This is a genomic window from Pseudomonas sp. LBUM1643 (genome assembly GCF_059716215.1).
The window spans coordinates 4871567-4883834 of the sequence record NZ_CP166813.1 but is presented as its reverse complement, the minus strand read 5'-3'; the positions used below and the strand labels follow the sequence as shown (position 1 = coordinate 4883834).

The window sequence follows — 12268 nt, the reverse complement described above, 5'->3', positions numbered from 1 at the left end:
GGTGGCTTTTCGTTTTGCGTGGAATCAGTCGTAGATCACTTTCTTCTTCCAGTCCGCATCCGCCTCGACATCCTTGAGGCCTTCAGTCAATTGATTCACTTCGTCTTCAGCCGGTGCGGTTTTATCCATCACCTGTGCATTAGCACGCGCCAGGAGCTTTTCCAGGTACTGAAGCTGCTCGGCATACACCTGCGGATCCTGCTGTTTACGCAAGTACTGCACGCCGCGTTCGAACGCCAGGCGGGCCTGCCCCGGCTGATTCTGTTGCAGGGAGTGCTGGCCAAGGTTGTTGAAGAACTCGATGTGCAACAGGACCAGGATGTGGCGAACTTCACGGATCCAGCGTTTGGCTTCATTGGTCGGCAAAAACCCGTCCTGGGAGGCGCGGGTGATTTGACCGTGAAGGGCTTCGAGCAGGAACCGTACATCTTTGGCTTTCGCTTCGGTCTGGATCGGTGCTGGCGGATTGTTGACCGGGATCGATTCGCCCTGGGCGACAAGGGCCGTCAGCTCGGCAATCCGCGTCTTGAGGCCAGCATTGGATTTTTCCAGGTTGAGCATGCGCTGGCAGACATTCAGTTCCAGTCGGGTCAACAGCAGCTTGAGTGCCGGCGTCATCAACTGACCGGGGAATGTCTCGGTGATTTCGCCGCAGCGACGCAGACGATCGTTGAGCTCAACCTTGGTGCGGGCCTTTTCCAGCTTGTTGTTTTCCACCACATTGTTCATGTAACCAATGGCGATCAACAGTGCGATCCCGCCAACGACGAGCAGGGTGATCATGAGTGGCGTCAACGGTAAGACCTCTTTATGGGATTCGCGATCGAGTGTAGTGGCTTGGCATTGGACCGCATAGCGCTGTACGACCGGATGAATCGGACAGTGTTCTGCTTATATCGGCCGTCTGCGGACATATATAAGCGTTGCGCGGATGGAGTCACCTTGCCATCACCTGGTACGTGTCTCGACTATAACGCCTTGATGCGAGTCAGAATATAGGCGCCAGAGACCGGACGGCGGAAACCCTGGATTGGCGCCTCAAAGCTGGGCGAAGTCATTGATTTAAATAAATTTATATCAGGGGGTTGACGACCCCTCAATCCATCCATAGAATGCGCGCCACTTACAGCGTAAAGCACACAGCGAAACGCGGTAGGGAGTGAATGTTGTACGTGTGTCCCCTTCGTCTAGTGGCCTAGGACACCGCCCTTTCACGGCGGTAACAGGGGTTCGAGTCCCCTAGGGGACGCCATATGCGGGAATAGCTCAGTTGGTAGAGCACGACCTTGCCAAGGTCGGGGTCGCGAGTTCGAGTCTCGTTTCCCGCTCCAATTTTAAACAGCGTTGCTTTCGGGCAGGGCTGAGTGAAACCAGAACCAAATCTCAGGATGCGGATCTGGGCACCGAAACACACACCATGTGTTCCGGGCAGCGTGTCCCCTTCGTCTAGTGGCCTAGGACACCGCCCTTTCACGGCGGTAACAGGGGTTCGAGTCCCCTAGGGGACGCCATTTGCGGGAATAGCTCAGTTGGTAGAGCACGACCTTGCCAAGGTCGGGGTCGCGAGTTCGAGTCTCGTTTCCCGCTCCATATTTAACAAAAACGCCGCTCAGCAATGAGCGGCGTTTTTGTTTGCGCGTTTTTTATGTGCTTCCTTCCGGCTCGACCGTTCCTACAGCGAAAAAAGTGAAAACCGGAAGGGTCTGACATCAAGATTCTGGAAGTTCTGGCATAACGATCAGCCACCAGCCGTTGCGGCGAGTTCGCTATGAGGTCGTTCCTTTGATGCCATTGAAATTTCTGTCCTCAATTTCGTTCCCGGAGGTCCGGGCAACGGCAGTCTTGGCCCTGCCTCTGGTTGTAGGTCACGTCTGCGCCGGGCTGATAGCCCTCGTGGATAACCTCATTGCCGGCCACCACGGTACAGATACGCTGGCGGCAGTCACGCTGGGAACGGCATTGTTATGGCTGCCGATGCTTGTGCCGATCGGCACCTTGATAGCGCTGACGGCCACCGTGGCACGGCTGCATGGTGCGAGTCGTCCAGAGGACATCGGGCCGATATTTCGGCAAGCCTTATGGTTGGCGCTTCTCATGGGCCTCCTGATGTTCGGCTTCCTCAGCTTGGCACCCGTGTTGCTCTCGCCTGCCGGCATTGCAGAAGAAATGATTCCGGGAGCGCAGGCGTTTTTGTATGCGGTGCGCTGGGGCAGTCCGGCGTTGACCCTATTTTTTTGCATGCGCTATCTGTGCGAGGGGATGCACTGGATGCGGCCGACCATGCTGTTCGGTTTCGGTGGGTTGTTGGTGTTGGCGCCCTTAGGCTACATCCTGGCCAACGGCAAGCTGGGTTTTCCCAATCTCGGCGCTCAAGGCCTGGGAATCGCTTCGGCAACCATGATGTGGTTGCAAGCTCTCGTTTTCGCACTCTGCCTCTGGCATAGCAAACGTCTTGCACACTTGCAGTTGTTTGCCCGCTTCGACCTTCCTTGTCGCGCACAAATCAGCAATCTGCTCAGAACGGGCATGCCCATAGGCATCGCCATACTGATGCAGGGCAGCCTCTTTATCGTCACTTCATTGCTGATCGGGCGGCTGGGTTCAATTTATCTGTCGGCGCATCAGATTGCGGTCAACCTGGCCCAGTTGTGTTTCATGATTCCGGTGGCTGTAGCCGAAGCGACGACGGTGCGGGTCGGCCATGCGCTGGGACGTGGAGATGCCAAGGGGGTCAGGCAGGCTGCCTGGGCGGGTTGCGTCATCATCTTGATCGCACAATCCGTCTCAGTCGTGGTCCTGTTGCTCGGGCATGAGGCCATCGCCAATCTCTACAGCCGGGACGTCGCTGTGACCGCATTGGCATCAACGCTCTTGTTGTACACCGCTGCATTGCAGTTTCCAGATGGGTTGCAGATGCTTTCGGCCGGGGCGCTGCGCGGATTGCAGGACACGAGAGTGCCGATGTGGTTGGCGATTTTCTGCTACTGGGGCGTCGGCCTGCCGCTTGGGGCGGGGCTGGCGTTTGGCTTGGGATGGGGGCCTGAAGGTGTCTGGTCAGGATTGATTGTTGCCCTTACGTTGGCGACGGTACTGATGGGCTGGCGCTTTATTCATAGCAGTCGGCGCCCGGCAGCAGTGCTTGGCTGAAATGAATAGGCCCGAGATGAAGTTGTCGGGCCTTGACCGAGGTATCGAGCCACCATTTTCGGATGTTCAAAAGAACGCGTATTTCTTCACGCGCTGCTTAAAAAAGTTTTACATCGACAAAATCAATCGCCCCGCAAACAAAATCAAAATCACCCCCATCGTGCGCTCGAACCAATGCCCCAGGCGCATGAACAGCAAGCGCACCCGGTTACTCGAAAAAAACAACGCGACGATGACAAACCAGAGTGCGTTGACGAAGCACATCCAGACGCCGTAAAGCGCCTGAACGTTCAATGGCGTGGTGGCACTGATGAGTGTGGTGAATATCGCCAGGAAAAACAGTGTGGCCTTGGGGTTGGTGGCGTTGGTCAGAAAACCTGTGGTGAACGCTTTCAACAGCGATTGTTCGATCACGGGTTCGTCTTCGGACGTCTCACCCTCCAACAGGGTTTTGGGTTTGCTGCGCAAGAGGCTGATACCGAGGTACAAGATATAAGCCCCGCCCACGACCTTGGCGACTGTCAGCAACCAGGGGGTTGTGTGCATCAAGGCGCCGACGCCGAGCAAGGTATAGAGCACATGAACAGAGATGCCCGCGCCTATACCGAGTGCCGTGCAGATTCCGACGAGTCGGCCAAAGCGCACGCTCTGGCGGATGGTGACCGCAAAATCCGGTCCGGGAGCGACCACCGCCAGAAAATGAATAGTTGCCAGCGCAAGAAACTCGCCCAGGTAATTCGACAGCATTTTCAACTCCAAAAGGTAAGGGGCGAGGCGATGTCGCGGTAGCCGAACACCCGACGTCCGGCATCATGTCTTGGGTCCATCTGTCGGAGAGTCCAGGGAGCCAGGGATGAGGGCTCCAGAGGCGATCGCGCTGAGCTTCAGTCCACGCTGTAGTGAACTGAAAGCGTGCCTTTTTTCTGCGTGACGGCGGTGATCGTGACGCGGCCCAGATCCTTCAGGCTGCGTACGTGGGTGCCGCCGCACCCGTAGGCTGGGAGTTCACCAAAACCGATCTCGCGGGATCCTTCGCGCAACGATGTCAGGCGTGGCAAATCATGGGCGATCCATTGATCGATGCCATGCTGTACGGTTTGAGCGTCGATTTCCTGTGCCGATTCGGCGGGTCGAAATTGCACGCGTCCCTCGCCTGGCCAGTGATGCGCCTTGATCGGCATCCAGCCCATGGACTGGACGAGGTGGCCGATCAAATGGCCGGCGGAATGCATGCGGGTATTGAATTGCCTGCGCTGCTCATCCACTCGAATCTGCGTCATGCCGAGGGGCACGGGTCGATCAACGAAATGGATTATCCGGTCCGGGTCCTGTACCACCCGCAGCACCTGGCTCTCGCCGATCCAGCCAGTATCAAAGGGTTGTCCGCCTCCTTGAGGATGAAACAGCGTGGCCCTTAGCACCACGGCGAATTCGTTTTCTTGGGGCGTGCAATCCAGGACCTCTACATTGGCTTTGAGGTCATCACTATGGAAAAAGAGGCGAAGCGTCATATTCCATGTCCGTCAGTATTCTGTTTTTCATTATATGAAGCCGATAATTGCGTGATAATCCGTTCAAACATCAAAGGACTGTTGCGCTGTGAGCATAAATCTACCCCTGCCGCTACTCGGTGAAATGGCGATTTTCGTCAAGGTTGTCGAGACTGGAAGCTTTTCCGAAGCGGCTCGCCAATTGGGTTCGTCGCCCTCGGCCGTCAGTCGCAGCATCTCGCGCCTGGAGAAGGCGCTGGCTACCCGCCTGTTGCAACGCACCACGCGCAAGTTGCGCTTGAGTGACGGGGGCGAGGAGGTGTTCAAGCGTTGCCAGGAAATGGTCAGCGCCGCCAAGTCGGTCATGGAAATCAGCGGTCAGTTCACCGATGAAGCCGAAGGTTTGGTGCGTTTCAGCGTGCCCAAGGCGGTAGGGCGCTTCGTGATTCATCCACACATGCCGGAGTTCTTGCGTCGTTATCCCAAGGTAGACGTGGAGCTGTTACTGGAGGACCGCCAGGTGGATCTGATCGACGATAACGTCGACCTGGCTATCCGGATTACCGATCGGCCGCCCGCCGGGCTGGTCGGCCGCCAATTGCTGACCATAGATCACATGCTGTGCGCGACGCCGCAGTACCTGGCCGGGCACGGTACGCCGACTCATCCCCATGACTTGCTTAACCACAGCTGCATCTATCTGGGAGAAACCCCGAGCGATGCGCGCTGGAAATTCAAGATGGGCACCAAAGCCGTGACGGTGGGTGTGCGTGGGCGTTACGCCGCCAATCACACCGGCGTGCGATTGGGCGCGGTGTTGCAGCATATCGGGATTGGCAGCCTGCCTTACTTCACCGCGCGTTATGCGCTGGAACAGGGCTTGATCGTGCAGGTCCTGCCCGACTGGACGTTCCTGGCGTCTTACCACGGTGGCGCCTGGCTGCTCCATTCGCCGACGCGCTACATGCCGCCGAAGTTGCGGGTGTTTATCGACTATCTGGTGGAGTGCCTGGAGAAAGAGCCGACCCTGGGCAAGCCGGGAAAGGCCACTGAACTTGGCGCGTATGAGTTGCCCGAGAGTGATGGGTTGCTTTGATAAACCATTTAAAAGATCAAAAGATCGCAGCCTGCGGCAGCTCCTACAGGGGGGTACGCAACTCAAACTGTAGGAGCTGCCGCAGGCTGCGATCTTTTGATCTTCCAAAAAAAAGGCCCGCAGGTTCAACCATGCGGGCCTTTTACGTTTCTGACCGTGGATCAGTGTTTGCTGTCGTCGTTCGACATCGCCAACAGCTGCTTTTCCTGATTCCAGTCGAACGGTTCATCGTTCTGCTCGGCTTCGAAACGGCGTTCTTCCAGCGCCTGGTACAAGGCGATTTCATCATCGGGCATGTAGTGCAGGCAGTCCCCGGCGAAATACCACAGCAGGTCGCGTGGGACCAGGTGGGCGATCTGCGGATAACGGGTGATGACCTGGCAGAGGATGTCCTGACCCAGGTATTGGCTTTCAATCGGATCGACCGGCAGCAATGCACGCAGTTCGTCGAAACGCTCAAGGAACAAGGCATGGCTTTCTTCGGGTACCTGCTCGGCCTCACCCACGGCGACCAGGATGCTGCGCAAGTGGTCTAGCAAAACGAGATGGTCGGCAACGATGTTGGACACGAGATAAGTCCTCAAGAGCAAAACGGGCGCGGGAGTATAAAGCTCCTGCGCCCGTTTTTATAGGTGGAGCGGGATCAGCGGACCTTTCCTTCGGCCAGCGCCAACTCCTCTTTGTCGAAATCATCGACGTCGATCACCTTGCGTCGCGCCGCTTCGGCATCACGCAGGGTTTGCGCTTCCACCGGTTGCAGAGCACCCGCCTCCAGCGCGGCATCGATGGCGTGCTCCCCGGCGGCCGGTTTGACCTGGCCACTTTTGAGCGCCACATGCAGTTTTTTCTGCAGCGGCTGCGCTGCATTCAGCAGGTTGCACGCGTGTTGCAGAGCACCGACGGCGTCATCGGCCGATTGTGGGCGGTAGCACCCACCCAGCAGTTCCTCGAGGGTCGGATCACCCTTGGCGCGACCAATCACAGCCGCCACTTGCGCTCCGAGTTTGTCCGATGGTCCCTTGTGACGACGACCGAACGGAAAGACGATCACGCGCAGCAGGCAGCCCAGCACCTTGTTGGGGAAATTGGTCAGCAGTTCATCCAGTGCCCGTTCCGACTGGCCGAGACTCTCTTCCATGGCCCAGGTAAACAGCGGGGCCATATGGTCGGGAGAATCGAGATCGTGGTAACGCTTGAGCGCGGCGGAAGCGAGGTACATGTTGCTGAGCACATCCCCGAGCCGCGCCGACAGGCGTTCGCGACGCTTCAGTTCGCCACCCAGCAACATCATGCTGAGGTCGGCGAGCATGGCGAATGCGGCGGCCTGACGGTTCAGTGCGCGGAAGTAACCCTGGCTGAGCCCGTTGCCCGGCGCCCGTTCGAAATGGCCGAAACCAAGGTTCAATACCAGCGTGCTGGCGGCGTTGCTCACGGCGAAACCGATGTGCTGGAGCAGCAGACCATCAAATTCAATGAGGGCCTGATCCTTGTCCTCACGACCGGCAAGCGCCATTTCCTTGAGGACGAAGGGATGGCAGCGAATCGCGCCCTGACCGAAGATCATCAGGTTACGCGAAAGAATGTTCGCGCCTTCCACCGTGATGAAGATCGGCGCGCCATTCCAGCTGCGACCCAGGTAATTGTTCGGGCCCATGATGATCGCTTTGCCGCCATGAACGTCCATGGCGTGGCTGATGCATTCGCGGCCGCGTTCGGTGAGGTGGTACTTGAGAATCGCCGACAGCACCGACGGTTTCTCGCCCAGATCCACGGCGTTGGCGGTCAGCATTCGCGCGGCGTCCATCATCCAGGCGTTACCGCCGATGCGCGCCATGGCCTCCTGAATGCCTTCGAAGGCGGAGAGTGGCACGTTGAACTGCTCGCGAACCTGCGCGTATTGCCCGGTGACCAGGCTGGTGAACTTCGCCGCGCCGGTACCTACTGCAGGGAGGGAAATCGAGCGCCCGACCGACAGGCAATTCATCAACATCATCCAGCCCTTGCCGAGCATTTCCTGGCCGCCGATGAGGAACTCCAGCGGTACGAACACGTCCTTGCCGGAGTTGGGGCCGTTCATGAATGCGGCGCCCAGTGGCAGGTGACGGCGACCGATTTCAACGCCGGCAGTGTCGGTTGGAATCAGCGCCAGGCTGATGCCCAGGTCTTCCTTGTCACCCAGCAGATGGTCCGGGTCGTAGGCCTTGAAAGCCAGGCCGAGGAGGGTAGCGACGGGCCCGAGGGTGATGTAACGCTTTTCCCAGTTCAGGTGTAGGCCCAGTGTTTCCTTACCTTCCCATTCACCTTTGCAGATAACGCCGGTATCGGGCATGGCCCCTGCATCGGAGCCCGCGAGCGGACCGGTGAGGGCGAAGCACGGAATGTCATCACCGCGCGCCAGGCGTGGTAGATAGTGGTTGCGCTGTTCATCGGTGCCGTAGTGCAGCAGCAGTTCAGCAGGACCGAGGGAGTTAGGCACCATCACGGTGGAGGCAAGGTCGCCACTGCGAGTCGCCAGTTTCATCGCGACCTGGGAGTGGGCATAGGCGGAGAAGCCCTTGCCACCGAATTCTTTTGGAATGATCAGGGCGAAAAAGCCGTTTTCCTTGATGTGGCTCCAGGCTTCTGGCGGCAAGTCCATGTCCTGGCCGATTTGCCAGTCGGTCACCATGGCGCAGAGCTCTTCGGTCGGACCGTCGATGAATGCCTGTTCTTCTTCGCTCAATTGCACTTTTGGATAGGACAGCAGTTTGTCCCAGTCCGGCCGGCCGCTGAACAGTTCACCGTCCCACCAGACAGTGCCGGCGTCGATGGCATCGCGTTCGGTTTGTGACATCGGTGGCAGGGTTTTCTGAAACCAGCTGAACAGTGGAGCGCTGAAAAATTTGCGACGCAGATCGGGCAGCAACAAGGGTGCCGCAACAGCCGCGATCAACACCCAAAGAACCAGCAGCAACCAACCCGGTGCGTGACTGAATGCGCCCATCGCCACGACATAGACGGCGACGATGCACAGTGCGGGGAGCGGGGCGGTGCGACGGTGGGCCAGGTAGGCGATGCCGACAATCAGAACCAGTATCCACAACAACAGCATATTTAATCCTCCGTGAACCAGGGGCAAAACCAACCTTCAGAGCTTAGACGGCATCCGTAAAACAGGGTGATCAGAGCGAGGTGATTGAATTCGTGGGAAACCTTCAACGCGTTTTGCAGGATCAGTGGGCATCGGGGCGCGGGAATCGTTCGCTACCGGCGCGGCTATGCGTCCATGTTTGGCCGAAACGTCGTTATCTCTGTGCTGAAGCTGTCGCTAGACTCGTGGCTTCCCCAGGAGATTGTTCTCATGCACGAGTATCTGAGTCCCGGCCGCTTCATCGATAGTGACCATCCGTCCGTGGTGGAGTTCGCTGAAAAACATCGTGGCGCCAGTCGCGACCCGCTCGAGCAAGCGATCAATCTTTATTACGCGGTGCGCGAAGCCGTGCGCTACAACCCTTACACCTTCAGCCGCGACCCGCAAACCCTGCGCGGCAGTTACGCGCTGGCGGCGGGGGAAAGTTACTGCGTGCCCAAAGCCACGTTGCTGGCGGGGGCCGCACGACATTGCGGCATCCCTGCACGTATTGGCCTGGCGGATGTGCGCAATCACCTGTCGACGCCGCGGTTACTCGAACTGCTCAAGAGTGATGTGTTCGCCATGCACGGTTATACCGAGCTGTTCCTGAACGGCCGCTGGGTCAAAGCCACGCCTGCGTTCAATCAAGGGTTGTGCGAACTGTTCAATGTCGCGCCGCTGGAATTCGACGGGATCAACGACAGCGTTTTTCATCCTTTCAATCGCGATGGCGAGCAGTTGATGGAGTACCTGATCGATCATGGTCAGTTCACCGACGTGCCCGAAGCGTTCTTTTTCGAGCACCTGGAAAAATGCTATCCACACCTCTTCAGCGATCAATTGCCGCTGTTGCTGGGTGACATGCAGGGCGATTTGAGCCGCGCCTGATCCGGCGTATGCTGCCTGCGCATTCATCCATAAAGAGGCGGTCATGCTGAAGATCTGGGGTCGGAAAAATTCGTCGAATGTCAGAAAGCCGTTATGGGCCGCCGAAGAGCTGGGCCTGGCCTATGAGGCGATTGATGCGGGCGGCGCGTTCGGGGTGGTCGATACGCCCGAATATCGGGCGATGAATCCCAATGGCCGTGTGCCGGTTATTCAGGACGATGGTTTCGTACTTTGGGAATCCAATGCCATCGTTCGTTACCTGATGGCCCGTCACGCCAATGACACCCATTGGTACGTGACCGATCCGCAAGGCCGCGCGGCTGCCGACAAGTGGATGGACTGGACCACCTCAAGTTTTGCCGGCCCTTTCCGCACCGTGTTCTGGGGCGTGTTGCGCACCCCGGCGGATCAGCAGGATTGGTCCGCCATCAACGCGGCAATCAAAGAGTGCGACGGCTTGCTGACGATGGCCGATGAGGCACTGGCAATCCAGCCTTACCTGTCAGGAAACGATATCGGCATGGGCGACATTCCCCTGGGCAGTTTTATTTATGCCTGGTTCGAGATGCCGATCGAGCGTGCGCCGCACCCCCATCTGGAAGCCTGGTACGCACGGCTCAAGCAGCGTCCGGCGTATCAGAAAGCCGTCATGACCGCGTTGACTTAATACTCACTATCGACACGCTTGACTGTACTTGTGTGGCGACGACAAGCACCATTGCCTTCATGCGCCGTGGTTGTGTTAGTCGCCGCCCGCCCTTATCTAATCCTTCCTTTCCTTCTTGGTGCGTAATCCGATATGAGTTCCGCTCTGTCCATCCGGCAGCTAACCAAAACCTACGGCAACGGTTTCCAGGCCCTGAGTGGTATCGATCTGGACGTCGCTGAAGGTGACTTTTTCGCCTTGCTCGGCCCTAACGGCGCTGGCAAATCCACGACCATCGGCATTCTTTCCACCCTGGTGAACAAGACCAGCGGCACGGTGAATATCTTCGGTCACGACCTGGACAAGAATCCTGCGCAACTCAAGCGCTCCATCGGTGTGGTGCCTCAGGAATTCAACTTCAATCAGTTCGAGAAAACGTTCGACATCGTAGTGACCCAGGCCGGTTATTACGGCATCCCGCCGAAGATCGCCAAGGACCGGGCCGAGCAATACCTGACCCAGCTCGGGTTGTGGGACAAGCGTGACGTGCCATCGCGCTCGTTGTCCGGCGGCATGAAGCGTCGACTGATGATCGCCCGTGCGCTGGTTCATGAGCCGCGCCTGTTGATCCTCGACGAACCGACGGCGGGGGTCGACATCGAATTGCGTCGCTCGATGTGGACCTTCCTGACCGAGCTGAATCAGAAAGGCATCACCATCATCCTCACCACGCACTATCTGGAAGAGGCTGAGCAGCTGTGCCGCAATATCGGGATCATCGATCACGGCACCATCGTCGAGAACACCAGCATGAAACAGCTGCTCGGCCAGCTGCATGTGGAAACGTTCCTGCTCGATCTGAAGAACACGCTGAGCGTGGCGCCGCAGTTGCTCGGTTACCCCACCAAACTGTTGGACAGCCACACGCTGGAAGTCCAGGTCGACAAGGCGATGGGCATCACTGCGCTGTTCACTCAACTTGCTCAGCAGAACATCGATGTGCTGAGCTTGCGTAACAAAACCAATCGCCTTGAGGAGTTGTTCGTGTCCCTGGTGGAGAAAAATCTGTCGAAGGTGGCGGTATGAGTTCCGAGCTGCAACCCAACCTCGTTGCCCTCAATACCATTGTTTACCGCGAGGTCAGACGCTTTACCCGGATCTGGCCGCAGACGCTGCTACCGCCAGCGATCACCATGGTTCTGTACTTTGTGATCTTCGGCAATCTGATCGGTCGGCAGATCGGCGATATGGGTGGCTTCACCTATATGGAATACATCGTGCCGGGCCTGATCATGATGTCGGTGATCACCAACTCCTATGGCAACGTGGTGTCGAGTTTCTTCGGCAGCAAATTCCAGCGCTCCATTGAAGAGTTGATGGTGTCGCCGGTGTCGCCGCACACGATTCTGATCGGTTACACCTTGGGCGGCGTGTTGCGCGGCTTGATGGTCGGGGTGATCGTGACGATGCTGTCGCTGTTTTTCACCAAGCTGCAGGTGCATCACCTGGGCGTGACCATTCTGGTGGTGGTGCTGACGGCGACGATCTTTTCGCTGCTGGGCTTCATCAACGCAGTGTTTGCACGTAACTTCGACGACATTTCGATCATCCCGACATTTGTGCTGACGCCGCTGACGTACCTGGGTGGGGTGTTCTACTCGATCTCGTTGCTGCCTCCGTTCTGGCAGACCGTGTCCCTGGCGAATCCGGTGTTGCACATGGTCAACGCATTCCGTTACGGCATCCTTGGCGTTTCGGACATAAAGATCAGTGTCGCGATCACGTTCATGCTGGTGGCGACGGTTGTGTTGTATATCGGCTGTGCGCGGTTGCTGGTGAGTGGGCGTGGGATGCGTACATAATCTCAGTCCAGACATCGCATAAACAAA

At 57.8% G+C, this 12268-nt stretch carries 11 protein-coding genes and 4 tRNA genes; 10 read left to right on the top strand and 5 right to left on the bottom strand.

Annotation, left to right across the window (positions count from 1 at the left end):
- Window positions 1–24: 24 nt before the first annotated feature.
- Window positions 25–783 carry a hypothetical protein gene (locus tag ACA063_RS21935; protein ID WP_497663356.1) on the bottom strand — a complete coding sequence of 253 codons (759 nt, stop codon included), beginning with the start codon at window positions 781–783 and terminating at the stop codon, window positions 25–27.
- Window positions 784–1176: 393 nt separating this feature from the next.
- Between ACA063_RS21935 and ACA063_RS21930 the strand changes: the two genes are divergently transcribed.
- The 5 genes from ACA063_RS21930 to ACA063_RS21910 all read left to right on the top strand — a co-directional run bounded on the left by ACA063_RS21930 (window position 1177) and on the right by ACA063_RS21910 (window position 3147).
- Window positions 1177–1252: transfer RNA gene (locus tag ACA063_RS21930), tRNA-Glu, on the top strand.
- 3 nt (window positions 1253–1255) lie between these two features.
- A tRNA-Gly gene (locus ACA063_RS21925) sits at window positions 1256–1331 on the top strand.
- Window positions 1332–1435: 104 nt separating this feature from the next.
- Window positions 1436–1511: transfer RNA gene (locus tag ACA063_RS21920), tRNA-Glu, on the top strand.
- 3 nt (window positions 1512–1514) lie between these two features.
- A tRNA-Gly gene (locus tag ACA063_RS21915) sits at window positions 1515–1590 on the top strand.
- A gap of 195 nt (window positions 1591–1785) precedes the next feature.
- Window positions 1786–3147, top strand: a complete 1362-nt coding sequence (locus tag ACA063_RS21910) for an MATE family efflux transporter (protein WP_497663355.1) — start codon at window positions 1786–1788, stop codon at window positions 3145–3147.
- Window positions 3148–3255: 108 nt separating this feature from the next.
- On the opposite strand, the gene ACA063_RS21905 is transcribed toward ACA063_RS21910, so the two are convergent.
- Window positions 3256–3894: a LysE family translocator gene (locus ACA063_RS21905; RefSeq protein ID WP_497663354.1), complete on the bottom strand. Its 639-nt coding sequence runs from the start codon at window positions 3892–3894 to the stop codon at window positions 3256–3258.
- Between the two features lie 137 nt (window positions 3895–4031).
- Window positions 4032–4658, bottom strand: coding sequence for an alanyl-tRNA editing protein (locus tag ACA063_RS21900; RefSeq protein WP_497663353.1), 627 nt, complete (start codon window positions 4656–4658; stop codon window positions 4032–4034).
- An 88-nt stretch (window positions 4659–4746) separates the two neighbouring features.
- Between ACA063_RS21900 and ACA063_RS21895 the strand changes: the two genes are divergently transcribed.
- Complete coding sequence (locus ACA063_RS21895; protein WP_497663352.1) at window positions 4747–5733, top strand: LysR family transcriptional regulator; 987 nt, start codon at window positions 4747–4749, stop codon at window positions 5731–5733.
- Window positions 5734–5894: 161 nt separating this feature from the next.
- Here the strand turns inward: ACA063_RS21895 and ACA063_RS21890 are convergent, their stop codons facing one another.
- A complete protein-coding gene (locus ACA063_RS21890; protein WP_162437989.1) occupies window positions 5895–6302 on the bottom strand; it encodes a PA2817 family protein in 408 nt (135 codons plus the stop codon).
- 74 nt (window positions 6303–6376) lie between these two features.
- Complete coding sequence (locus ACA063_RS21885) at window positions 6377–8824, bottom strand: acyl-CoA dehydrogenase (RefSeq protein ID WP_497663351.1); 2448 nt, start codon at window positions 8822–8824, stop codon at window positions 6377–6379.
- Window positions 8825–9073: 249 nt separating this feature from the next.
- On the opposite strand from ACA063_RS21885, the gene ACA063_RS21880 reads away from it, so the two are divergent.
- The 4 genes from ACA063_RS21880 to ACA063_RS21865 all read left to right on the top strand — a co-directional run bounded on the left by ACA063_RS21880 (window position 9074) and on the right by ACA063_RS21865 (window position 12241).
- Window positions 9074–9733 carry a transglutaminase-like domain-containing protein gene (locus tag ACA063_RS21880; RefSeq protein ID WP_497663350.1) on the top strand — a complete coding sequence of 220 codons (660 nt, stop codon included), beginning with the start codon at window positions 9074–9076 and terminating at the stop codon, window positions 9731–9733.
- A 43-nt stretch (window positions 9734–9776) separates the two neighbouring features.
- Entirely contained in the window at window positions 9777–10400 is a 624-nt protein-coding gene (locus ACA063_RS21875; protein ID WP_497663349.1) for a glutathione S-transferase family protein, read from the top strand.
- A 132-nt stretch (window positions 10401–10532) separates the two neighbouring features.
- Window positions 10533–11465 carry an ABC transporter ATP-binding protein gene (locus tag ACA063_RS21870; RefSeq protein ID WP_497663348.1) on the top strand — a complete coding sequence of 311 codons (933 nt, stop codon included), beginning with the start codon at window positions 10533–10535 and terminating at the stop codon, window positions 11463–11465.
- Entirely contained in the window at window positions 11462–12241 is a 780-nt protein-coding gene (locus tag ACA063_RS21865; protein WP_497663347.1) for an ABC transporter permease, read from the top strand. The genes ACA063_RS21870 and ACA063_RS21865 overlap by 4 nt, the downstream gene beginning before the upstream one ends.
- The last annotated feature ends 27 nt before the right edge of the window (window positions 12242–12268 follow it).